24 protein-coding genes are annotated in these 21,373 nt (G+C 69.8%); 15 read left to right on the top strand and 9 right to left on the bottom strand.

The features are described from left to right. Nucleotides 1-92: 92 nt before the first annotated feature. Nucleotides 93-839 (bottom strand): CPBP family glutamic-type intramembrane protease, encoded by a 747-nt coding sequence (locus tag M3667_RS06415; RefSeq protein WP_251506484.1) that lies wholly within the window; start codon nt 837-839, stop codon nt 93-95. A gap of 207 nt (nt 840-1,046) precedes the next feature. Further along, complete coding sequence (locus tag M3667_RS06410) at nt 1,047-1,883, bottom strand: alpha/beta fold hydrolase (protein ID WP_251506472.1); 837 nt, start codon at nt 1,881-1,883, stop codon at nt 1,047-1,049. 141 nt (nt 1,884-2,024) lie between these two features. Here M3667_RS06410 and M3667_RS06405 point away from each other — a divergent pair, with 141 nt between their 5' ends. Both M3667_RS06405 and M3667_RS06400 read left to right on the top strand, forming a co-directional pair. After that, complete coding sequence (locus tag M3667_RS06405; RefSeq protein WP_251506470.1) at nt 2,025-2,510, top strand: hypothetical protein; 486 nt, start codon at nt 2,025-2,027, stop codon at nt 2,508-2,510. A gap of 163 nt (nt 2,511-2,673) precedes the next feature. Continuing rightward, a complete protein-coding gene (locus tag M3667_RS06400; RefSeq protein WP_251506469.1) occupies nt 2,674-3,963 on the top strand; it encodes a hemolysin family protein in 1,290 nt (429 codons plus the stop codon). Nucleotides 3,964-3,969: 6 nt separating this feature from the next. On the opposite strand, the gene M3667_RS06395 is transcribed toward M3667_RS06400, so the two are convergent. Continuing rightward, complete coding sequence (locus M3667_RS06395; protein WP_251506467.1) at nt 3,970-4,107, bottom strand: hypothetical protein; 138 nt, start codon at nt 4,105-4,107, stop codon at nt 3,970-3,972. Nucleotides 4,108-4,243: 136 nt separating this feature from the next. Here M3667_RS06395 and M3667_RS06390 point away from each other — a divergent pair, with 136 nt between their 5' ends. Both M3667_RS06390 and M3667_RS06385 read left to right on the top strand, forming a co-directional pair. Next, nucleotides 4,244-4,723, top strand: coding sequence for a MarR family winged helix-turn-helix transcriptional regulator (locus tag M3667_RS06390; protein WP_251506465.1), 480 nt, complete (start codon nt 4,244-4,246; stop codon nt 4,721-4,723). 26 nt (nt 4,724-4,749) lie between these two features. Then, nucleotides 4,750-5,169, top strand: coding sequence for an organic hydroperoxide resistance protein (locus M3667_RS06385; RefSeq protein WP_251506463.1), 420 nt, complete (start codon nt 4,750-4,752; stop codon nt 5,167-5,169). A gap of 72 nt (nt 5,170-5,241) precedes the next feature. On the opposite strand, the gene M3667_RS06380 is transcribed toward M3667_RS06385, so the two are convergent. Then, complete coding sequence (locus M3667_RS06380) at nt 5,242-6,312, bottom strand: PIG-L family deacetylase (protein WP_251506461.1); 1,071 nt, start codon at nt 6,310-6,312, stop codon at nt 5,242-5,244. 186 nt (nt 6,313-6,498) lie between these two features. On the opposite strand from M3667_RS06380, the gene M3667_RS06375 reads away from it, so the two are divergent. From M3667_RS06375 to M3667_RS06365, 3 genes are all read left to right on the top strand, one after another. Continuing rightward, the gene (locus M3667_RS06375; RefSeq protein WP_251506460.1) at nt 6,499-6,780 is read left to right on the top strand and encodes a hypothetical protein; all 282 of its coding nucleotides are present in this window, start codon (nt 6,499-6,501) and stop codon (nt 6,778-6,780) included. 70 nt (nt 6,781-6,850) lie between these two features. Beyond that, nucleotides 6,851-7,375: a YbhB/YbcL family Raf kinase inhibitor-like protein gene (locus M3667_RS06370; protein WP_251506458.1), complete on the top strand. Its 525-nt coding sequence runs from the start codon at nt 6,851-6,853 to the stop codon at nt 7,373-7,375. A 9-nt stretch (nt 7,376-7,384) separates the two neighbouring features. Continuing rightward, complete coding sequence (locus M3667_RS06365) at nt 7,385-7,603, top strand: three-helix bundle dimerization domain-containing protein (RefSeq protein WP_251506456.1); 219 nt, start codon at nt 7,385-7,387, stop codon at nt 7,601-7,603. 6 nt (nt 7,604-7,609) lie between these two features. On the opposite strand, the gene M3667_RS06360 is transcribed toward M3667_RS06365, so the two are convergent. After that, nucleotides 7,610-8,719 carry a PIG-L family deacetylase gene (locus M3667_RS06360; RefSeq protein ID WP_251506454.1) on the bottom strand — a complete coding sequence of 370 codons (1,110 nt, stop codon included), beginning with the start codon at nt 8,717-8,719 and terminating at the stop codon, nt 7,610-7,612. A gap of 260 nt (nt 8,720-8,979) precedes the next feature. Here M3667_RS06360 and M3667_RS06355 point away from each other — a divergent pair, with 260 nt between their 5' ends. The 5 genes from M3667_RS06355 to M3667_RS06335 all read left to right on the top strand — a co-directional run bounded on the left by M3667_RS06355 (nt 8,980) and on the right by M3667_RS06335 (nt 14,660). Next, a complete protein-coding gene (locus tag M3667_RS06355) occupies nt 8,980-10,533 on the top strand; it encodes a sugar transferase (protein WP_251506451.1) in 1,554 nt (517 codons plus the stop codon). Nucleotides 10,534-10,609: 76 nt separating this feature from the next. Then, nucleotides 10,610-11,935 carry a UDP-glucose/GDP-mannose dehydrogenase family protein gene (locus tag M3667_RS06350; protein ID WP_251506450.1) on the top strand — a complete coding sequence of 442 codons (1,326 nt, stop codon included), beginning with the start codon at nt 10,610-10,612 and terminating at the stop codon, nt 11,933-11,935. A 180-nt stretch (nt 11,936-12,115) separates the two neighbouring features. Next, complete coding sequence (locus M3667_RS06345) at nt 12,116-12,340, top strand: hypothetical protein (RefSeq protein WP_144829552.1); 225 nt, start codon at nt 12,116-12,118, stop codon at nt 12,338-12,340. Between the two features lie 53 nt (nt 12,341-12,393). Further along, nucleotides 12,394-14,400 (top strand): AarF/ABC1/UbiB kinase family protein, encoded by a 2,007-nt coding sequence (locus M3667_RS06340; RefSeq protein WP_251506447.1) that lies wholly within the window; start codon nt 12,394-12,396, stop codon nt 14,398-14,400. Nucleotides 14,401-14,507: 107 nt separating this feature from the next. Beyond that, a complete protein-coding gene (locus M3667_RS06335; RefSeq protein WP_251506444.1) occupies nt 14,508-14,660 on the top strand; it encodes a hypothetical protein in 153 nt (50 codons plus the stop codon). A gap of 436 nt (nt 14,661-15,096) precedes the next feature. Here the strand turns inward: M3667_RS06335 and M3667_RS06330 are convergent, their stop codons facing one another. Further along, nucleotides 15,097-15,762: a hypothetical protein gene (locus M3667_RS06330; RefSeq protein ID WP_251506442.1), complete on the bottom strand. Its 666-nt coding sequence runs from the start codon at nt 15,760-15,762 to the stop codon at nt 15,097-15,099. Here M3667_RS06330 and tatA point away from each other — a divergent pair. Together tatA and tatC are read left to right on the top strand one after the other, a co-directional pair. Beyond that, complete coding sequence (gene tatA / locus M3667_RS16790; protein WP_285837455.1) at nt 15,761-16,222, top strand: twin-arginine translocase TatA/TatE family subunit; 462 nt, start codon at nt 15,761-15,763, stop codon at nt 16,220-16,222. The genes M3667_RS06330 and tatA overlap by 2 nt on opposite strands. 68 nt (nt 16,223-16,290) lie before the next feature. Continuing rightward, entirely contained in the window at nt 16,291-17,022 is a 732-nt protein-coding gene (gene tatC / locus M3667_RS06320) for a twin-arginine translocase subunit TatC (protein WP_251506439.1), read from the top strand. A gap of 61 nt (nt 17,023-17,083) precedes the next feature. On the opposite strand, the gene M3667_RS06315 is transcribed toward tatC, so the two are convergent. Continuing rightward, nucleotides 17,084-17,437: a hypothetical protein gene (locus M3667_RS06315; RefSeq protein ID WP_251506436.1), complete on the bottom strand. Its 354-nt coding sequence runs from the start codon at nt 17,435-17,437 to the stop codon at nt 17,084-17,086. Nucleotides 17,438-17,531: 94 nt separating this feature from the next. Then, nucleotides 17,532-17,807, bottom strand: coding sequence for a helix-turn-helix domain-containing protein (locus tag M3667_RS06310; protein ID WP_251506433.1), 276 nt, complete (start codon nt 17,805-17,807; stop codon nt 17,532-17,534). 340 nt (nt 17,808-18,147) lie between these two features. Between M3667_RS06310 and M3667_RS06305 the strand changes: the two genes are divergently transcribed. Further along, nucleotides 18,148-19,623 (top strand): sugar transferase, encoded by a 1,476-nt coding sequence (locus M3667_RS06305; RefSeq protein ID WP_251506431.1) that lies wholly within the window; start codon nt 18,148-18,150, stop codon nt 19,621-19,623. A gap of 71 nt (nt 19,624-19,694) precedes the next feature. Here the strand turns inward: M3667_RS06305 and M3667_RS06300 are convergent, their stop codons facing one another. Next, complete coding sequence (locus tag M3667_RS06300; protein WP_251506542.1) at nt 19,695-21,329, bottom strand: polysaccharide biosynthesis tyrosine autokinase; 1,635 nt, start codon at nt 21,327-21,329, stop codon at nt 19,695-19,697. Between the last annotated feature and the right edge of the window lie 44 nt (nt 21,330-21,373).

Genomic DNA, 21,373 nt, shown 5'->3' with positions numbered 1-21,373 from the left:
GCTCACGTTCGGGTGACCCGCTCGCAGAGAGGCAGGCACCAAAGACCAAGACTACGTCATCCGGATGCCACGGCCAAACCGTGCCACCGGGCTCATGCCAGCAGGGTGCCGACGGCGACCAGGGCGACACCCGACGCGTTGAAGACGATGTGCACCGCCACTGCCGGCCAGATGCGCCCCGTGCCGACGACGAAGACTCCGGTGACGACGCCGAGCAGAGCCAGCGCGGCCAGGTCCACGGCATCCGGTGCCCCCAGGATCTGGTGCGTGACCACGAACAGGGCGGTCGACAGCGCCACGGCCGCGACGCCCGCCGCGACCGGGCCGCTCCACCGCTTCACCACCGCGAAGATGCAGAGCAGGACGACCCCGCGGAAGAAGATCTCCTCACACAGCGGGGCCACGATCACGTCCCCCACCGCGTCGGTCAGAAACGACGACGGCAGCCCGTCGCCGGTCGTGAACGTCGACGGCCAGGCGACGGCCCCCTCGAGGCCGGCGAGCATCCCCTGCACCCCGCGCACGACCAGACCGAAGACCACGCCGTAGGCGAGGTCGACGAGTCTCATCCACAGCAGGCCGCGCGGCCGCGACCGGCGCAGGGCGATCACGGCGGGCACCAGCAGGGCCACCCAGAACACGATGCGAGAAGCGTCCGACGACGTCTCGACGGGGAGGGCGACGGATGCCGCGTGCGCGAGCAGCACGCCCACGCCCAGGGCGAAGACGGCCCAGCCGAGCAGCTCGAGATCCCAGCCGCGCGCGCTGGATCCGCCCTCGCGCCAGCCCCGGCGCCGACGACGACCGTGACGCAGGAGAGCGGCGTCGGTCTCGGACATACGCGTCAGGCTAGGGGCGAGCCGGGCGCGCCACCGGCATCCGCGGCGACCCCTGAGAGTCTGTCGCCCGACCCATCACCCCTCCTGCAGATCTCGCTCACCCCGGCCGGGCGCCACGACGCCCCCGCCACCGAAGGTGACGAGGGCGTCAAGGAGAGGTCGCGCCCTCCGCAGATGCGGGCGAGATCGAGAGGGCGACGGGAGGGCTCAGCGCTGGAGGAAGTCGATCAGCACGCGGTTGAACTCCTCGGCGTGACTCACGTTCACGCCGTGCGGGGCTCCCGAGACGACGTGCAGCTCACTGCCCGCGACTGCCTCGTGCGTGCGCTTGCCGGACCCCTCGAACGGAACGGTCGCATCGCTGTCGCCGTGGATGACGAGGGTCGGCACCGTGACGTGCGGCAGATCGCCGCGGAAATCCGTCGTGGCGAAGGCTTCCATCGACTTCAGCGCCGCGTGGTGATCGGCCTGGTTGGCAAGTCGCTCCGCCTCGGCCCGATCGGCTTCCGAGACCGTCAGCTCGCCGTTCACGGAGAAGAAGTCGGTCGTGAACTGGTGGTAGAACGACTTCTCGTCGTCCTTCAGCCCCTGCTTCATCCCGTCGGCGGTCGCGTCGTCGAGAGGGCCCTCGGGGTTGTCGTCCGTCTTCGCGAGGTACGGCGGCACCGCCGAGGCGAAGACGACGCTGTGCACCCGGTCCGCCCCGTGCCGCGTCAGGTAGCGGGCGACCTCTCCGCCGCCCATCGAGAAGCCGACGAGCGTGACATCGCGCAGGTCGAGGGCCTCGAGCACGGCCTGGAGGTCGTCCGAGAAGGTGTCGTAGTCGTAGCCCGAGCGCGGCTTGTCGCTGCGGCCGAACCCGCGCCGGTCGTAGGTGACGACGCGGTGGCCCGCCCCCTGCAGGGCGGGGACCTGATGGGCCCACGACTCGCCGGAGAGGGGCCAGCCGTGGATGAGGACGACGGGGCGACCGGAGCCGCCCGTGTCGTCGACGTGAAGGTCGATGTCGGTCAGGAGTCCATGGTGTGCGGTGATCTCGCTCATGCCGGTGATGATTCGACGCGAAGCTGGACGTCGAGCCGCCGTTGACGAGGCGTCCGCCTCTTGGTAGTGACTCCGAACGCACACCGACGACCTCGCGCGCAACACCCTGCGTCGAGCGGGAGCGCTGATTAGCCTTCGGGCATGGCCTCGACCCGATTCCCCGCCACCGTCGCCCTCATCGCCGCGGGCGCCCTCGCGCTGAGTGGATGCGCGTCCACCCCGGCGGGAGGAACGGATGCCGCCGCATCCGACCGCGAGGCGGTCCGGGCCATCACCACGGCGGAGGCGAGCGCCGGCGGCCGAGCCTTCGAGCTCGAGACCGACGACGGCGAGTGGCAGGTGCACGTGGCGACGGGCGACCGCGCGGTCGAGGTGCGGGTGAGCTCCGACGGCTCGACGGTGCGGTCCTCACAGGACGCCGAGGCGCTCGAGGGCGAAGACCGCACTGCTCTCGAAGCGACCACGACCACCCTGGCCGACGCGGTGCGCATCGCTGCGGGCGCGGGTGGCGACGCCGCGGTCGACGAGGTGCAGCTCGAGGACGAGGGCGGAACCTCGGTGTGGGTCGTCGAACGCGAGGGCGGCGAGACGGTCCGGGTCTCGAGCGCCGACGGCACGATCCGCTGACGAGCAGACGAGCGCATCCCGGCGCAACCCCCGGCCTCCAGGGCCTCGCCCGAGCGCACGCTCCGTACACTCGGCGCATGAGCCACGCCTGCGGTCCCGACGGTCACAGTCCGAACGCCCGGGTGACCCCGGGCGCGAACGCCGGAGCGAGCGGGGCGGGCCGGTGAACGACCTCGCGCTCAACATCGTCCTGGTCGTGGTGTTCGTCTTGATCGGAGGCGTGTTCGCCGCGACCGAGATGGCGTTGGTCACTCTGCGCGAGAGCCAGGTCAACGCGCTCGCGTCGCGGGGCAAGCGCGGCCAGAAGGTGGCCGATCTCGCGCGCAATCCCAACACCTTCCTCTCGGCGGTCCAGATCGGCGTGACCGTGGCGGGTTTCGCGTCGGCCGCGTACGGCGCCTCGTCGATCGCGCCCTCCGTGACCCCGTTCTTCGTCTCTTTGGGCCTCGAGCAGGGCGCCGCCGCGACGGTCGCGACGATCGCCCTGACCCTCGTGATCGCGTACCTCTCGCTCGTCCTGGGAGAGCTGGTGCCCAAGCGCCTCGCGATCCAGCGCAACGCCGCGTTCGCCTACACCGTGGCGCCGGTGCTCAACGGCTTCGCGAAGCTCATGCGCCCGGTGATCTGGCTGCTGTCGATCTCGACCAACCTGCTGGTCCGAGTGCTCGGCGGCGACCCCGACAAGACCGGCGAGGAGCTGACCGAAGAGGAGCTGCGCGACATCGTCTCGAGCCACGAGGGGCTTCCCGACGAGGAGCGTCGCATCCTCGACGATGTGCTGTCGCTACGCGATCGGCACGTGAGCGAGGTCATGCGCCCGCGCCCGGAGGTCGTGACGCTCGACGCCGGGGGCACCATCGCCGAGGCGGCCGCACGCGTGCGCGATCTGCCCTACTCGCGCTACCCGGTCGCCGAGCAGACGATCGACGACGTCGTGGGCTTCGTCCACGTCCGCGACCTCTACGACGAGCCCGGCCGCCCGCTCTCGGCCGTCATGCGCGAGATCCGCTACATCCCGTCGACCGCGCGGGTGCTTCCGACCCTCACGGCGATGCGCGCAGAGGGCAGTCACATCGCCGTCGTCGTCGACGAGTACGGCGGCACCGACGGGATCGTGACGCTGGAAGACCTGGTCGAAGAGGTGGTGGGCGAGATCTTCGACGAGTACGACACGGATGCCGAGCAGCCCCTGTCCGAGGGAGAGCACGGCATCGTCGAGGGTCGACTCAACCTGCAGGACTTCGAGGAGGCGACCGGCGTGCCTCTCCCCCGCGGTGCATCCGACACGGTCGCGGGATTCGTGGTGGAGCGCCTGGGCCGACTCGCGCGGGTCGGTGACACCGTTGAGGTCGAGGGAGCGACGCTGCAGGTGAGCGCAGTCGAACGTCGCCGCGTCTCCCAGTTGCTGGTGACGCGGCATCCCGCCGACGACATCGAGCCCGACCGCGGGTGACGCGGTTCAGACCGCGCTGCCTCCCGCGAACGTTCCGGAAGTGCCGAGGTCGAAGTGGTGCCCGTTGATGGCGAGCAGGTCGCCGTCGCCGTCGGGGAGGAATCCCGGCGGCGAGGCGAAACTCGCGTCGCTGCGGCTGGTCATGCGACCCATGCTGAGGCGTCGATGGTCGCGATGTCAGGGCTTGACATCGCGCCGACAGCCCGTCCGAAGCGCTCGTGAGTGGCGGGCGATTCCACATTAGGTTGTGCACAACAAAGTTGTATGCAAGAGTTCTGGCATGCCCGCCGTCGACCACCTCGTCTGCTTCGCGCTGTACGCGGCGAACCGCACGACCACGCAGGCCTACCGCGTCCTGCTCGAGCCCTGGAATCTCACCTACCCGCAGTACATCGCGCTTGTCACGCTGTGGACCGACGGCGATCAGAGCGTGACCAGCCTCGGCGAGGCGCTCCAGCTCGATTCCGGCACGCTCTCACCGATGCTCGCGCGCATGGAGGCCGCCGGTTACGTGACGCGAACCCGCCGCAGCGCCGACGAGCGCGTCGTGACCGTGTCGCTCACCCCGCGCGGAACGGCCCTGCGCACCGAACTCGCGCACGTGCCCCGCTGCATCGCGGCCGGGTCGGGCCTGCCCGACGTCGACAGCGCCCGCGAGCTGATCGATGCGCTGCACCAGCTCACCGAGGCCATGAAAGACCTGCGGGACCACCCCGAACCGGTGATCGCCGCATCCCGGGCGCCACGCACCACCGCGTGATGCCCCGCCCCATGAAAGGAACCCCCATGGACGTCCTCTACACCGCCGAAGCCGTCTCGACCGGCGAGGGCCGCAACGGCCACGTCACCGCCGGCGACTACATCGACCTCGACGTCGCCGTCCCCCAGGCGATGGGCGGATCCGGCGCCGGAACCAACCCCGAGCAGCTCTTCGCGGCCGGCTACGCCGCTTGCTTCCACAGCGCGTTGCACGCGGTGGCCCGCGGCCACAAGGTGAAGCTGACCGACTCGTCGGTCGGCGGTCGCGTGCAGATCGGCCCCAACGGTCAGGGCGGCTACCAGCTCGCCGTTCTGCTCGAGGTCGTCCTGCCGGACATCGAGGCGCAGCTCGCGCAGCAGCTCGCCGACGAGGCCCACCAGGTGTGCCCCTACTCGAACGCCACCCGCGGAAACATCGAGGTCACCGTCACCGTCTCGGAGGACTGACCTCCCCCCGACCCCCGGGGCGGAGCGCTGAGCCCCACGTATCGCGCTCCGTCCTGGGCCTTCTCGACGGGCTCAGTGCAGCTGCAGTTCGCCGTCCGTCTTGGGATACGAGCGCCGCAGCCACTGACCGAACCCCGGCTGCGCCAGACAGGCCGCGGCGGAGTCGCACGTCACGACCGGGTCGTGCGCGGCGTAGGTCTGGTAAGCCGCGACCTTCGCGTCGAGATCCGCGCCGAGCACGTTCGGCGGCTGGTGCTGCGAGGGGTAACCGATGTAGTAGGTGATGGCCTCGGCCGCCACCCCCGCCGTCGCCGCGACCGTGCGCACCAGCGAACCGACGCACGAGTGGTCGGGGTGGTCGCCGCGGGCGAAGGCGCTCTCGTGCGGAACGTTCGTCGTCACGCGGTCGGGCCGACCCGCGTGGATCAACTCGGCGACGGTCTGCGACAGACGTCCTCCGTCGAGGGTGGGACCGTCGTCGATGGGCCGCAGCACCGGCACGGTGCCGTTGATGAGCTGGGTCAGACCCGCGTCACCCGTGGCGGGGAAACCCTTCGCGCTCAGATTGCCGTCGGGCAATCGCAGGACGGTGATCGACAGTCGATCGTCGTCCGATGGCACGAAACGCGTGACCCGCGCGCCGCTGAGCAACGTGATCTGCTTCTCGTCCCACGGCTCCGAGCTGCCGCGCATCTCGTCGTAGGCGGCGCGGATGCCGGCTTCGCGCAGCTTCGCGTACTCCAGGCCTCGTCCCGCGTCGCCGGCCGTGACGAAGATCGTGCGCAGAGTCGCGCCCGAGGCGATGATCCCCGCGAGATGCGGGTTGGCGAAGATGATGTCGTCATCGGCGTGGGCCCAGACGGCGACGGTCGTGTCCTCCCCCGGCTCCTCGTCCGCGGGCGACGTGGCACCGGGCGACGAATCGGGCAACGGCACGATCGGGCTCAACTTCACCCAGCTGCCCTCGGGCCCCGCGGCGCGTCGCACCTCGCGGTACACCAGCGCTCCCCCACCGAGCACGGCCAAGCCGCCGACCGCGATCCCCCCGAAGACGAGTGCGCGCCGAGACAGTCCGCTCTTGCGCGCCGACCCGTCGTCTCCGCGCGCGGGGTCGCCACCCGAAGGCTCGTCGATGTCACTCACGGCGACTCCGTCCTGTACAGCGCCCCCCGGCGGCGGATATCGGCTACCGACGCTACATCGGCTCGTCGATGATCCCGCTGAAGAACCTCCGAGCGACGGCATTCGCGCCGCTCTCTGCGCTCTTCGTACACCGAGCGCTGGGCCGACGCTCAGCCCACTCCGAAGCGCGATGCCCACACTCGGGGCATGCAGACGTCCTCACCGCCGCGGTCACTGTCTCCCGAAGCCCTCCTCATCCGCGAGATCCTCAACGAATGGGACCCGATCGGCGTGCACCACATCGGCCGGGGCTGGCCCGCCGACGAGTACGACGACCTGATCCTCCCGATCCTCGGAGCTCTCGAGAGCGCCCCCACGGCCGACGACCTCGCGGCCGAACTCCGCACGGTCGTCGAGGTGGATTACGGCCTGCCCTCACCCGGCGGATGCCACGACGTCGCCCGCTCGCTTCTCGCCGTCACCCGCTGAGCGCTACCGGTCGGCCGGGCACGGTGCAAGCCCTCGCGAGACGTCACCTACGCCGCCTAACGTGCCCGTCATGGTCGATCTCTCCCGCGCGCAGACCCCGGATCCGTACCCCCTTCTTCCCGCCGTCGCCTCGTTCGACGTCTTCAGCGACGACGTCGCCGACGGACAGCCGCTGAAGGACGACCAGGTCGCCGACGGCGGCAACACCTCCCCGCACCTGCGCTGGTCGGGGGCACCCGAGGGGACGAAGTCGTTCGTCGTCACCTGCTTCGACCCCGACGCGCCGACCCCGAGCGGGTTCTGGCACTGGGTCCTCGTCGACCTCCCCGGCGACGTGACGGAGCTGGGGACGGGCGCGGCTGCCGCCGAACTGCCCGGCGGTGCGTTCCACGTGCGGAACGACGGCGGCGAGGCCGGCTTCATGGGGGCGGCACCGCCGGAGGGCGACCAGATCCACCGCTACTTCTTCGTCGTTCACGCCGTGGGCGAGGACACCCTCGGCGTCGACGCCGACGCCTCTCCCGCCGTGGTCTCGTTCAACCTGGCGTTCAAGACGCTCGGCCGAGCGATCCTGCACGGCACTTACCAGCACTGAGGTCCGGTCATGACGAAACGCAGCGAGGGCTTCGACAAGGACGAGACGATCGCCGAAGTGGAGGAGCGCGTTCACGCGCGCTTCCCCGCCGCACCGTCCGACGTCATCCACGACGAGGCGGTGGCGGCGGTCGACAAGTACGCAGACGCCCCCGTCAAGGACTTCGTCGAGATCATCGCCGAGCGCGACGCGCGCACCGCCGTCGAGAACACCCTCGACGAGAGCTGATCCGGCTCAGCCCAGCTGGAGCTCGTCCTCGGTCTTGGGGTACGACCGCTGCAGCCACTCGCCGAACTTCCGCGTCTTCAGGCACGCCGATCGGTCCGCGCACCGGATGACGTCGTCCTGCTGGGTGTAGATGCGGTACGTGTCGACCTTGGCGTCGAGGGTCGCGTCGTCGAGGTTGCGGGGCAGGTTCTGCGACGGGTAGCCGACGAAGTACCGGATGCCGGGCGCCAGGGCCGCGTTCGCTCCGATCGCCTCGCGCACGAGGCTGCCCACCACCGAATGGTCGGGATGGTCTCCGGGCGCGAAGGCGCTGCCGCGCGGGATGTGCGTCAGGATCTGCGCGGGGGCGAGCGCAGCTCCGAGTTCGGCGATCGACGCGACGAGCTGATCGCGCGAGACGGCCGAGCCGCCGTCGATCGGGGCGAGCGTCGCGCTCTGCCCGTCCCACAGTTTGCTCAAGGTGGCGTAGCCCGTCGCCGAGAATCCCCCGTCGGTGATGTTGCCGTCGGGAAGGCGCAGGAAGAGCACCGAGACGCGCGCGTCGCCCTGGGGGCTGAGCCGTCGCACGTGCAGCCCGGACGAGAGGTCGAACTCCTGCGCATCCCACAGCCCGTCGTTCTTGCGCATGGCGTTGTAGGCGCGCAGGATGCCGAGCTCGCGCGCCTTCACGTACCCCATCCCCTTGCCCGCGTCGCCGGCGGTCACGAAGACCGTTCGGACGCACTCGCCGGCGGCGAGGGCGTCGGAGATCATCGGGTTGGCGAAGATGATGTCGTCGTCGGGATGGGCCCAGACGGTCAGCATCGTCGCGCCTGCCTCGCACGGCTGGGCCGCGGGAGAGGACACCGCGGGAGGCGGAGGCGGAGGCGGGGTCGGCGTCGCGCTCGGCGTGTCGCTCACGGTGGGGGTCGGCTGCGCCGAGGGCGATTTCGTCGGAACGGATGACGCCGACGGTGACGCGGAGGCCGCGACGGGGTCACCACCGGGTCGCAGGAGGGCGAACGCGAACACACCCGCGACGGCGCTGACGACCACCACGGCCATGGCGAGCGCCGCGATGAGACCCGCCGAGAGGCGTCGGCGCGGAGGCCTCGGGCGCAGATCGGCGCGTGACATCGAAGGCCTTCCGGCGGCGGGTGGGCGTCTCGCCCTGGCGAGGCCGAGAATGACGGACACCGGGGGTCCCCCGGCCCGCCCCGAGTGTAAACGACGCGCCCATCGCCCGCCACGACCGTGGCCGTCCGGCGCGTGGTCGCAACGTTCATGTTTCGTACGAGTGACAGTTCGCGAAGGTCGCCGATGTCGACGATCCAAGCCTGTTATCTTTCACGAGTCGATATCGGCGCGCTCGAACCCCGGGGGAGGGGCATCTCATCGTGGCCTTTGACGTGCGGACGGGCCTGCCCGCCGAGGACGCACCGCTTCCTGACGACCCACGGGCGGCCCCGGGGCCGCAGACCGTCGCGCCTCGTGTTCCCCCAGCGCCATCCCCCGACCCGTGGCGGCGCCGCTACCGACGCAACCTCGCCATCACGGACTTCTTCGCCCTCGTCTGGGTGGTCTACGGGACGCAGCTGCTCTGGTTCGGCCTCGGCAACGCGCAGGTCGCCGCGGGCAGCGACAGCCGCATCTCGGACCTGTCGTACTGGGTCTTCTCGGCGATCGTCATCGTGACGTGGATGTGGTCGCTGTCGTTCGTCGACTCCCGCAGCGACCGCGTCATCGGCACCGGCTCGCAGGAATACGTCCGCATCGCCGATTCGAGCTTCCGTCTGTTCGGCACGATCGCGATCGTCGCCTTCCTCACGCAGATCGATGTCGCGCGCGGCTACCTGCTCATCAGCCTCCCCGCCGGCATCCTCGTCCTCATCTTCACGCGGTGGATGTGGCGGCAGTGGCTCGTGTTCCAGCGCTCGCGCGGCCTGTCCTCGGCGAGCGTCCTCCTGGTCGGATCGCTCCCCTCGGTCACGCACCTCGCCCAGGAGTTCGCCCGCACCCCGAGCGCCGGCTACCGAGTGGTGGGGGCATGCGTTCCCAACGGGAAGGTCGCCGATGTGATCCCCGGGACCTCGATCCCCGTGATGGGCCAGGTCGGCGACGTGACCCGCGCGCTGCACGCGACCGGCGCCGACACCGTTGCGATCACGAGCGCGGACGACCTGCCGGCATCGAAGGTGAAGCAGATCTCCTGGAGCCTCGAGGCGGGTCGTCAGCACCTCGTGCTCGCGCCGAGCATCGTCGACATCGCCGGACCGCGCCTGCACACGCGTCCCGTCGCCGGACTCCCCCTCATCCACGTCGAGACACCGAAGTTCTCCAAGGGGCAGAGCTTCCTCAAGCGCAGCGTCGACCTGATCGCGGCGTCCGTCGGCGTCGTGCTGCTCAGCCCGCTCCTGCTGTTCCTCATGGCCGCCGTGCGGCTCTCGAGCGAGGGGCCGATCTTCTTCCGGCAGACGCGCGTGGGATTCCGCGGGCGCGAGTTCACCATGATCAAGTTCCGGTCGATGGTGGTGGATGCCGAGGCGTTGCTGGCGCAGCTGGCCGCAGACGACCGCGACTCGGGCAACGAAGTGCTCTTCAAGATGAAGAACGATCCGCGCGTCACCCCGATCGGGCGGATCATGCGCAAGTTCAGCCTGGATGAACTCCCCCAACTGTTCAACGTGATCGGCGGCTCGATGTCGCTCGTGGGCCCGCGTCCTCCGCTGCCGTCCGAGGTCGCCGTCTACGCCGATCACGTGCACCGCCGCTTCCTGGCCAAGCCCGGGATCACCGGTCTGTGGCAGGTCAGCGGCCGCTCCTCTCTATCCTGGGAGGAGTCGGTGCGACTGGATCTCTCCTACGTGGAGAACTGGACGCTCCTCGGCGACTTCGTCATCCTCGGCAAAACCGCCCGCGCCACCCTGGCACCGGGCGAGACCGCCGCGTGAAGTTCACCCGCGTCATCGCGGATACGCGCCTCCGCCCCGCGGGGACGCGTCGACACCAACTCGAAAGGCTCTGATCGTGCGTTTGTCTGTAGTGGGATGCGGTTATCTCGGAGCGGTGCACGCCGCGGCGATGGCTTCCATCGGCCACGAGGTCGTCGGGATCGACGTCGATGAGCGCAAGATCGCCGCTCTCTCCCGCGGGGAGGCTCCCTTCTTCGAGCCCGGCCTGCAGGAGATCCTGAGCGAAGGCATCGCCTCGGGCCGCCTGTCGTTCACGACCGAGATGTCCGCGGCGCAGGGCGCCGTGGTGCACTTCATCGGCGTCGGCACCCCGCAGCAAGCCGGTGGACACGCCGCAGACATGACCTACGTGAATGCGGCCGTCGACGCCCTGCTGCCGTTCCTCAGCGAGGGCGACATCGTCGCCGGCAAGTCGACGGTGCCCGTCGGCACGGCCGCGCGTCTCGCACCGCGGGTCGCGGAGCGCGGCGCGACGCTCGTGTGGAACCCCGAGTTCCTCCGCGAGGGCTGGGCCGTGCAGGACACCGTCGACCCCGACCGTCTCGTGGCCGGCGTCCCCTCCGACGACGGCGCCCCGACGGCGGAGGGCGAGCGTTGCGCCCAGGTTCTCCGCGAGGTCTACCACCCGTCGATCGCCAAGGGCACGCCCTTCATCGTCACCGACTACGCCACGGCCGAGCTCGTGAAGGTGTCGGCCAACGCCTTCCTCGCGACGAAGATCAGCTTCATCAACGCCATGGCGGAGATCGCCGAGGTCACCGGAGCCGACGTCACGACGCTCGCCGATGCCATCGGCCACGATGCCCGCATCGGCCGACGGTTCCTCGGCGCGGGTATCGGCTTCGGCGGCGGATGCCTGCCCAAGGACATCCGTGCGTTCTCGGCTCGCGCGGAGGAGCTCGGTCGCGGTGAGTCCGTCGCCTTCCTCCGCGAGATCGACGCGATCAACCTGCGCCGGCGCGACCGCGCCGTCGAGCTCGCGACCCAGGCGCTCGACGGCAGCGTCTTCGAGAAGAAGATCGCCGTCCTGGGCGCGGCCTTCAAGCCTCACAGCGATGACATCCGCGACTCCCCCGCGCTCGACGTCGCCGTACGCCTGCACGGGCTCGGTGCTCATGTGACGCTCACCGACCCGGCCGCGATCGAGAACGCGCGGCGCATCCATCCCCAGCTGACCTACGACGCCGACCTCGACGCGACCCTGCGCGATGCCGACGCCGTGATCGTGGTCACGGAGTGGGACGAGTACCGTCGCGAGCTCTCCCCCGAGCACGCCGCGTCGCTGGCGCGCGGCCGCGTCGTCATCGACGGCCGCAACTGCCTCGACCCCGCGGCCTGGCGTGCGGCCGGATGGACCTACTTCGGCATGGGCCGCCCCTGAGCCTCGCGTGATGACGAACGCCCCGACCCCACCGGACGGGGCGTTCGTCATCGGTCCGCGTCGCTCGTCGTGAATCGCGTGACGAATGCGGTGGTCGACACGTCTGAGTGGTGAGGGTCACGTCCGTGCCCACGACCTCCGTGTCGGCACGCGGCGGATCCGGATCCAGAGGAGGATGCCATGCGCAACAAGATCATCCTGATCGGCGCGATCGCGGTCGTCGCGTACGTCGTCGGTGCGCGCTCGTCACGAGTGCAGGTGAAGAACCGCGAATCGGTCGGGCACCAGCTGGTGCGACTCTGGGACGACCCCCGGGCACGCAAGCGTCGTCACAAAGCGGCCAAGAAGGCCGCGTCGGCGGCGGAGAAGCGGGGGAAGAAGCTGCTGCGCGAACTCCACCACTGACCGCCGCGCGTTTGCCTTGTGGCGGGTGAGCGACGGGCCGATACGCTGACCCCGTGGTCGCCACTCTGCTCATCTCGATCTCCGCCATCGTCTCCGCGGTGCTCGTGGGCTTCGTGGCGCGTCGCGTCCTGGGCACCGCAGTGGGGTGGCCCCGCAGCATCGTGGTCGGCCTGCTCGTCTTCTTCCTCGGCGTGCCGTTCACGCAGTGGACGTTGCGCCAGACAGGGCTTCCGGATGCCACGGCGCCGATCCCCGCGGACGACGTGTGGTTGTGGGTCGGGCTGATCGCCCTCTCCCTCGCGTGGGTCTTCGCGTTGGGCGTCGCCGCCTTGGTCGCGAGCGAGGCCATCTTCCCCACGCGCGCGCTCCCCAACCCCATCGATCTGGTGCGCGCGGCGCTGCGTCAGCGAAAGCGCACCCGCCGGTACCTGGAGATCCTGGCCATCGCCTCGCGTCATGGCGTCGGCTGGCTGTTCCACGGCGGCCGTTCACGCGTCGAAGAGCAGTTGAGCACCTCGGAGGAACGCGCGAACGCGATCGTCGCGACCATCAACGATGCCGGGGTCAGCTTCGTCAAACTCGGGCAGGTGCTCTCGACCCGCCGAGACCTCATCCCGGAGCCCTACCTGAGCGCGCTCGCCTCCCTCCAGACGAAGGCGACCACCTTGCCGTGGGAGACCGTGCGGGCGGTGATCGAGACGGACCTCGGTCGCCCCCTCGATGAGGTGTACGCCGACGTCGATCCCTCTCCTCTCGCCGCCGCCTCCGTCGCGCAGGTCCACCGCGCGCACCTTCTCGACGGCACCGCCGTCGTCGTGAAGGTGCAGCGTCCCGCCGCACGTGCCCAGGTGGAGGCGGACGCCGACATCATCGGGCGGCTCGCTCACCGGGCCGAGATGCGCACGCGCGTCGGTCGCGATCTGCGCATCGAGTCGGTCGCGCGCGGCTTCACCGCCACCCTGCTCGAGGAGCTCGATTACCGCATCGAGGCCCGCAACACCATGATGGTCGCCTCGACCGTGGATCTCATCGATCGCGCGGAGCCCGACCGCCGCGGCATGGTCACCGTTCCGCAGATCCACGCGGCGGCCTCGCATCAGCGCGTTCTGACGATGGAGCTCGTCGACGGCACAGCGCTCAGCGACTCCGCCGAGCGGTTGGCCGGTATGACCGCCGACGACCGGGAACGTCTCGCACGGGTGTTGATGTCCACGGTGATCGAACAGATCCTCGTCTACGGGGTCTTCCACGCCGATCTGCATCCGGGCAATGTCCTCCTCCGCGAGAACGGCTCTCTCGGTCTCATCGACTTCGGTGCCGTCGGAGTGATCGAGCGCAGTCGCCGCCAGCACATGACCGCCTTCCTCCTCGCCACCCTGAGCGAGAACGACGTCGCGGCCACCGACGCCCTGTTGCTGATCGTCGATCCCCCCGACGACCTCGACGTCGAGGCCTTCCGCCACGATGTCGGCATCGTCCTGACGACCGAGCACCTGCGCACGGCCGGGCAGGGCTCGATCTTCACCCGCATGGTCGATGTGATTCGCCAACACCACATCGCGCTTCCGGGCGAGTTGGCGTCGGCGTTCCGCAGCTTCGCCACGCTCGAGGGGTGTCTCCGGGTCGTCGTCGACGATTTCGACATGGTCGGAGAGGCTCTTCCGCTCATGCCGAGCCTGCTGCGGCGCACCGTTTCGGCGAAGAAGATGCTCACCGACCTGCAGGCGCAGAGCGTCATCTCGCTCGCGCGGCTGCAGCGCATCCCCCGTCGGCTCGAGAACCTCCTGGCCGGCGCCGAGAAGGGGTCGATCGGCATCACCCTCCGCGGCGAGAGCGGCGACGACGTCGGCGGCATCCTCGGCCGCACCACCGCCGAGATCGCCTCGACGCTGGTGTCCATCGCCGCCGTCGTCATCGCCGTTGTCCTCGTGGTCGCCGGCGGCGGTCCCGTTCTGGGCGGATCGATCACGCTGTTCGGCGTGCTCGGCGCCGTCATCGGCCTTTTCGGGTTCCTCGGACTGCTGCGCATCGTCCGCAGAACATTCACCAGAAGAGGCTGACACGCGCGAATAGATGGGCTCCGGATGCCGCGTCCGGGCCGTCCGCGGCACTACCGTGACATCAACCACCTCACCGGTGGGCAATCGGGCTACGAAGGAGAAGTCCCATGATCGCTCTCGCCGCTGTGTTCTGTGCCGTCATCGTCTGGGCGCTCGCGTCCGTCGCCGTCGGCGTCGGGGTGGGTCGGATGATCACCCGCGCCGAGTCCGAGTCGGTCGCGGGCGCCCCGCATGAGCTCGTCCCCTCCGGGCGCCTCTGACGTCTCGCCATCCGGCGGCGCGGAGGGCGCCTCGCTCGGCGAGCCCTCCGCCGTGTCGGGCCCGTCGTGAAGCGGGACAGCGCTCGACTCACGCCATGCCTTCGGGGGGACCTCGTCCCCCTCACCTTTGGACTCACCCTGAGCGGGATCTGAGCTCGTCCGCTCGCCTCCCTCCGCCGCATCCCGTGCGGCGGTGTCGGCGAGTTCGCGCAGGATCCGGCGCGGATGAAGAGCGCGCGGGTCGTACTCGCGCCAATCCGGCGCCACGTCGTCGAGTTCGTCGACGACCTGCGACCGTCCCTCGAGGTAGAGGGCGTGCAGCCGACCCAGTGAGCGCGGGATCGTCTGACGAAGCTCCCGCAGCCGTGATGGTCCGAGGATCACCCCGACGAGAATTCCGACGAGGAGCAGTTTGTCGAGTCCGAAATCGAACATGTCACTTCTTCCACGGGGCGGGCGGATCTGACGGCGTGAGCTGCGCCTGTCGGTATTCCCGCCGCGTGCGCGGGGCCGGATCGACGGCGGAGGCGCTCGGGTCGGCGGGTCGCAAAGATCCGACGGCACCCAGGATCGCCGAGACGGCGCCTGTGGCCTGTCGCTCGAACGCGAACCACGCCGAGGCGGGGCCGTCGACGGGGTCGACGATGTCGTCGTTCTCGGCGTTCGTGCCCGCCGAGGCGAGTCGGGCTCCGGCGCAGGCGCGCACGAGCTCCGCCCACGAACCGGCCGAGCCACGCACGGAGGGGGCTTCGGTCAGCCGGGCGAACTCGCGAACCGTGAACGTGGAGGCGATGAGATCGGGGCGCAGATCGAGCACGACACGACGGTGTGCGGCTTCTGCGCAGAGCACCGTGTCACCCGCCCGCAGGAGGCCCTCGTCCAGACGGCGCGAGCGATGGGTTTCGAGCGACAACCCGTAGGTCCGTCCGATCGTCAGGACGTCCTCGGGCACCGCGTGCCCGGGTCGCGCCGCTGTGCCGGCACTGTGCACCGTGAGGCGTCCGGACCGCGCCTGCGGCAGCCGCGACGAGAGCAATCCGGCCACGAACGGCGACCGGATCATGTTCGCCGTGCACACCACGAGGATGCGATCGACGGTCATGAACGGCATGCGCGCATCACGCCCCCTCTTCTGCGAGAGCTCGTCCCGCGGCTTCAGTAGAACGCGTGAGCCGGCGTCGTCGTTCGATCCGCCTTCCTTCGCCAACCGGGTGAATTTCCCCGGGGTCCGGGCGATGTTCGCGCATTCACGCCCCCTTCCCCTGATGACGGACGTCAAGCATGAGGAGTACCGCCGTCTATCGAAGGGTTCCCACATGGGTATTTTCGGCAATGCGTTCTCTGGCTGGCACCTGCTCCTCATCCTGGCGGTCGTCCTTCTCTTGTTCGGTGCGGCCAAGCTGCCGAGCCTCGCCAAGAGCGTCGGTGAATCGGTTCGCATTCTTCGTGCCGAGACGCGCGAGGCGAAGGGCGACAAGACGGAACCCGCGTCGGCGCCCTCCTCCGCGACGACGAACGATCAGCCGGGCCGCAATCCGTCAGGCTCGTCGTCGTCCACGTGAACCCCCGCACCCGCGTGCGCGATCGGCGCCGAAACCGAGCCGCCGACGGCACGGGGAGCGGCGGGGCGATGTCCCTCCTGTCCCATCTTTCCGAGTTCCGTCGACGCGCCACGGTCTCTGCGATCGCCATCATCGTGGCTGCCATCGGCGGCTTCCTGCTCTCCGACCTGGTCATCGAGGCGGCATCCGCGCCGCTGAGCTCCGTGCAGGGACCCTCGACGACCAGCCTCAACTTCACGCGACTCGGCGAAGCCTTCGACCTGCGGTTCAAGATCGCTATGACGCTCGGCATCGTGCTCTCGGCACCCGTCTGGCTGACCCAGGTGTGGGGCTTTCTCGTTCCCGGTCTCACCTCGCGCGAACGGCGGATGGGCATCGTCTTCGTCGCCACGGCTCTTCCGCTGTTCTTCGGAGGCGTCTTCTTCGGCTGGACCGTCATGCCGCAGATCGTGCACGTGCTGGCGAGCTTCGCCCCGGCCGGTTCGACCACCATGCTCACCGCGAGTCAGTACTTCGACTTCCTCCTCAAGCTCGTCGTCGGCGTCGGGATCGCCTTCGTCTCTCCCCTGGCCGTGGTCCTGCTGAACGCCGTCGGAGTGCTGAGCGCACGGACGATCATCCGCGGATGGCGCGTCGCACTCGTGATCATCGTCGTCTTCTCGGCCGCGGTCACGCCGCCCTCCGACCTGATGAGCATGCTCATCATCGCCCTCCCGCTGTGTCTGCTCTATCTGGGCTCGGCCGCGTGGGCGTGGGTGCACGACCGGCGAGCCGCTCGGAAAGCAGCCGCGGCGTCCTGACGCCGACACCGTCGACGCCCGACGACGTCGTGGGTCGTCGGCATGCGGCCGGGCAGCGGCATCACCGGTCGTCGAAGACGGATCGCAGGACGCCCGTCGGCCCGAGATCGTCGGTCAGCCGACGCCCGAGGGACCGAGCCGCGTCGGCATCGAGAGCGAGGGCGATCCCCGCGCCTGTCTCGACGACCACCCACGTGCGATCGTCGTCGGAGCGCCGGAGCGCGCCGACCTCGACGTCGCTCAGGATCCCCGTCCCCCGCCCCGAACCGTCACGGACCCACGCACGGAACCCGCGGCCCGCGCTGCGATGATCCTCGTCGTCGGGGTGAGCCGTCGCCCCGTGCGCAGTGACGCACCATTCGTAGGGGCACCGTCGGGTCTTCACCTCGCGGGCGAATCGATCATCAGCGGCCATGCCAGACACCTCTCTCTCGGGGTCGCCGCAGAACTCGGCGACCCGAACATCGGCGGGCACGCACACAGTGAACAACAGACCTCCGACACTGCCCTCACCGTTCGGGAGGCAGCCCCTTCGGCGGGGTCGGAATGAGGTCTTGCAGCGGCACCCCGAGCACCTCGGACACGGCCACGATCGTTCTCAGACGCGGGTTCGCGGAAGTGCCCGGATTGGACTCGCCCTTCTCGAGCTTCCGGTATGTGAAGGTGGCAAGCCCCGCCGCGTGCGCGACCTGCTCCTGGGAGAGGTGCTGTTCGGAGCGGGCGCGGAATATGCGCATGCCGAGCTCGCGGACGAAGTCGGACCAGGGGTCGGGCGCATCGGTCATAGGTAAAGCTTGATCGGTGCATCACCCCCACATAGACATGTAAACATGCCTACGTCATTCTCGAGTGCCTGTGTGCGAGGTCGCCGAGGCATGGTGAGGCGAGCCGCCGCAGGGGTGATCGCGAGGGCTATGTGTGGCGCGGGCGGCTGGCGAGCCGCCCGACGCGGACGCACCACCGCAGGGCCGAGCCCTCCAGGGAACGGGCTTCACCCCGCACCAGCACCCGGACCCCCGGTCGTGAGCGACCGCGAAGCGTGGCAGAGTCCCCGCGCCCACCGTCGAAACCATCCCGGGGCGGTGGGGGGATCATCGGCCACCGGGCATGGACTGCGGAGTATGCATGAACCCTTCCGTCTCACTCGTCGCCTCACCCGTCGAGCCCGACAAGTTCACCCGGCCCCGCAGGGGCGTGCGCGCGTCCTGGCAGAAGAAGTACTCCCGGGTGGTGGCCGCGGTCGACACCGCGGTGATCGCCGCGGCCGTCTTCGGCGCGCAGGTGGTCTGGCTCGGCCCGGACCCGGTGCACGTGGCATCCGCGCCCGTCACCTATACGGCGGTGTCCATCGGTCTCGCGGCGGCCTGGTTGGCGGCCCTGTTCCTCTGGGGTACTCGCCAGCCACGCGTCATCGGTTACGGAGCAGCCGAGTACCGCCTCATCCTCGCCGCGTCGATGCAGATGTTCGGGCTCGTCTCGATCGTGGCCTACCTGAGCGACGCGGAGCTCTCGCGCGGCTACTTCCTGTTGAGCCTCCCTCTGGGCACCGCCGGCCTTCTGTGCGGGCGGCTCCTGAGTCGGCGATGGCTCGTCCGCCGTCGCGCCGCGGGGGCCATGAGCACGCGGGTGGTGCTCGTCGGAGCCGCAGACGAGAACGAGCGCGTCGCCGGCGAACTCTCCCGCCAGCCGAGCGCCGGCCTCCACGTCGTGGGAGTCATCGCCCTCTCGCGCACGGGATCGGGCCCCGCGTGGTCGGACGAGGAGGCGAGCGCCCTGCGCGAATGTCTGGCGACGTCCGGTGCCGACAGCGTGCTCGTCTCGGGCGGAGCGGTCCTCCAGCCCGCAGACATCCGCAGGATCGGCTGGAGCCTCGACCCCGGCCGACACCACCTCATCGTCGCGATGAACCTCATCGATGTCGCCGGCCCTCGGCTCCACACGAGGCCGGTGGCAGGACTGCCGCTCGTGCATGTGGAGACGCCGCAGTTCTCCGCCACCCAGCGCGTCCTCAAGCGCGCCTTCGACATCGCCGGAGCCGGTGTGCTCGTGCTCGCTCTCGCTCCGGTCTTCGCAGTGCTCGCCCTGCTCGTTCGCGCCTCGGGGCCCGGACCGGTCTTCTTCCGCCAGGAGCGCGTGGGACAGGGTGGCACGCACTTCGGCATGCTGAAGTTCAGATCCATGATCGACGGAGCCGACGCGCGACTGCAGGAGTTGCTCGCCGAACAGGGGCGCGAAGGCACTCCCCTGTTCAAGATCGACAACGACCCCCGCATCACACCTGTCGGGCGCTGGTTGCGCAAGTACTCGCTCGACGAGCTGCCGCAGCTTTTCAACGTCCTCGGGGGGCAGATGAGCCTCGTCGGCCCGCGCCCGCAGCGTGACGCGGAAGTCGAGTTCTACGATGACGACGCCCACCGCCGGCTCATGGTGCGGCCGGGGATGAGCGGACTCTGGCAGGTCAGCGGAAGATCCGCGCTCGCGTGGGACGACGCCATCCGTCTCGACCTCTTCTACGTCGAGAATTGGTCGCTCGTCGGCGACATCGTGATCCTCGCTCGCACGTTCAAGGCGGTGGTGGCTCCGGGCGACACTGCGCACTGACCGAGAAGGGGGGCACCGATCCACCGGATCGGCGCCCCCCTTCTTTTCGTCGGTTCACTGCAGCGGCGGTCTCACTTCCCCCGTGAGCGGCGCAGGTGCGCCGAGTCTTCGGCACCGGAACGAGCGCCGACCGGGGCGGGATCACCAGCCGGCTCACCCGCCGACACCGTCGCCGTCCTCCGATGAGCAAGCGTGCGCAGACCCTGGACGTTCTCCGGCGGGAGGCCGCCGGAGGTACGACGCGACGCGGCCTCCTCGTCGGGCAGGGACACCGTCTCCGCGGGCACCCGACGCCACCGGCGCCACCACGGTCCGCGCGTCGACGCCGCCGCCCCATAGCCGTAGTAGCCGCCGTACTGGGCCCCGTAGTAGCTCGAGTCCGCGCCGCGCAGCGGCATCCGGTTCAGTACGACGCCCAGAAGGCGCCCTCGGGTCTTGGCGAGGTTCTCGGTCGCGCGCGTGAGCATGTCGTCGGTCGTGCGACCGGCCGTGACGACCAGCACGGCCCCGTCCGCCCAGCTCGCGATGACGGCCGCGTCCGCCACAGCCAGCGTGGGCGGCGAATCGATGATCACCACGAGGTCTTCGGCGAGCTTGCGCGTCAGCGTCTGCATGCGCTGCGACCCGACCATCTCGGTGGGGTTGGGCGGCGTGCGCCCGGCTGCCACCACGAACAGACGCCCGTGCTCGTCGACCTGATGTGCAACCTGCTCGATCTGCGCACGGCCGGCGAGGACATCCGAGAGCCCCACGTCGTCGGAGAAGCCGAAGATGCCGCCCAACACCGGTCGCCGCAGGTCGGCGTCGATCAAGACGACGGACTGCCCTGTGGCGGCGATGCTGACGGCCAGGTTCGCCGCGGTGGTGGACTTGCCGTCTCCGGGGAGCGGACTGGTGATCACCATGATGCGAGCGGGGCGGTCGACGTCGACGTACTGGAGGTTCGTGCGCAGTTCGCGCATCGCTTCCTTGTGGGCGAATGACCCCCGACCGTCCTTGATGTCGTCGAACGAGAAGACCGCTCGACCTCCGGCGAGGTCTTTGTCGACGGGGAGCACGCCGACGACCGACGCGTCGACGGCGTCGGTGACGTCGCGGGCGTTGCGCAGCCTGCGATCGAATGCCCGGCGCACGAGCGCGAAGACGACACCGGCCACGGCGCCGAGCAGCCCCCCGATCAGCACGTCGAGCTTCACGTTGGGGGACGACGGAGCGTCGGGGAGGCGCGCGGAGTCGCCGGCGATCAGGCGAACGGCGCCTTCGCCGTTCCCGCCCGTCTCCAATCCGTTGACCTCGGAGGTCATCCCGTGGATCCAGGCTTCGGCGAGATCGCGGGCCGCCTCGGGTGTCGATCCCGTGGCATCCACCCGGATGTTCACGGTGTCGACCGGATTGGACACGTGGATGCGCTGCACGAGGTCTTCCGGGCTGTCATCGACCCCCAACCGCTGCCGCGCCGACTCGGCGACGCTGCGCCAATAGCCCATGTCGACGAACGACTTGACCTTCGACAGCGCGAGCTGGTCTCCGGCGAGCGCTGCTCCCGTCGACCCGTCCGATGAGGTGGCCGCGACGTACCCGCTGGCGTCGGCGGTGTAGACGCGCGGTTGCACGGCGCTCCAGGCGAACCCCGCCAAGCTCCCCACGATCGTCAAGGCGACGATCGCCTTCCAGTAGGCGCGCAGGATGCGCACGACCTTCTGCATGTCCACTCGGATCCGCCTTTCGCGATGCGGCGGAGACACCGCCG

Origin of the sequence: Microbacterium sp. P26, from assembly GCF_023712585.1 — a bacterium.
Lineage (GTDB): Bacteria > Actinomycetota > Actinomycetes > Actinomycetales > Microbacteriaceae > Microbacterium > Microbacterium algihabitans_A.
The sequence above is the reverse complement of the archived record's forward strand: the minus strand, read 5'-3'. Positions and strand labels throughout refer to the sequence as shown.

Coding starts and splice junctions, on each gene's coding strand:
- M3667_RS06360 (WP_251506454.1), bottom strand. CDS start 8,719: ATGTCACGCGCCGATCTGCGCCCGAGGCCTCCGCGCCGACGCCTCTCG.
- M3667_RS06375 (WP_251506460.1), top strand. CDS start 6,499: ATGCAGACGTCCTCACCGCCGCGGTCACTGTCTCCCGAAGCCCTCCTC.
- M3667_RS06315 (WP_251506436.1), bottom strand. CDS start 17,437: ATGGCCGCTGATGATCGATTCGCCCGCGAGGTGAAGACCCGACGGTGC.
- M3667_RS06395 (WP_251506467.1), bottom strand. CDS start 4,107: ATGACCAGCCGCAGCGACGCGAGTTTCGCCTCGCCGCCGGGATTCCTC.
- M3667_RS06330 (WP_251506442.1), bottom strand. CDS start 15,762: ATGACCGTCGATCGCATCCTCGTGGTGTGCACGGCGAACATGATCCGG.
- M3667_RS06410 (WP_251506472.1), bottom strand. CDS start 1,883: ATGAGCGAGATCACCGCACACCATGGACTCCTGACCGACATCGACCTT.
- M3667_RS06335 (WP_251506444.1), top strand. CDS start 14,508: ATGATCGCTCTCGCCGCTGTGTTCTGTGCCGTCATCGTCTGGGCGCTC.
- M3667_RS06415 (WP_251506484.1), bottom strand. CDS start 839: ATGTCCGAGACCGACGCCGCTCTCCTGCGTCACGGTCGTCGTCGGCGC.
- M3667_RS06370 (WP_251506458.1), top strand. CDS start 6,851: ATGGTCGATCTCTCCCGCGCGCAGACCCCGGATCCGTACCCCCTTCTT.
- M3667_RS06365 (WP_251506456.1), top strand. CDS start 7,385: ATGACGAAACGCAGCGAGGGCTTCGACAAGGACGAGACGATCGCCGAA.
- M3667_RS06385 (WP_251506463.1), top strand. CDS start 4,750: ATGGACGTCCTCTACACCGCCGAAGCCGTCTCGACCGGCGAGGGCCGC.
- M3667_RS06305 (WP_251506431.1), top strand. CDS start 18,148: ATGAACCCTTCCGTCTCACTCGTCGCCTCACCCGTCGAGCCCGACAAG.
- M3667_RS06345 (WP_144829552.1), top strand. CDS start 12,116: ATGCGCAACAAGATCATCCTGATCGGCGCGATCGCGGTCGTCGCGTAC.
- M3667_RS06390 (WP_251506465.1), top strand. CDS start 4,244: ATGCCCGCCGTCGACCACCTCGTCTGCTTCGCGCTGTACGCGGCGAAC.
- M3667_RS06300 (WP_251506542.1), bottom strand. CDS start 21,329: ATGCAGAAGGTCGTGCGCATCCTGCGCGCCTACTGGAAGGCGATCGTC.
- M3667_RS06405 (WP_251506470.1), top strand. CDS start 2,025: ATGGCCTCGACCCGATTCCCCGCCACCGTCGCCCTCATCGCCGCGGGC.
- tatA (WP_285837455.1), top strand. CDS start 15,761: ATGAACGGCATGCGCGCATCACGCCCCCTCTTCTGCGAGAGCTCGTCC.
- M3667_RS06310 (WP_251506433.1), bottom strand. CDS start 17,807: ATGACCGATGCGCCCGACCCCTGGTCCGACTTCGTCCGCGAGCTCGGC.
- tatC (WP_251506439.1), top strand. CDS start 16,291: ATGTCCCTCCTGTCCCATCTTTCCGAGTTCCGTCGACGCGCCACGGTC.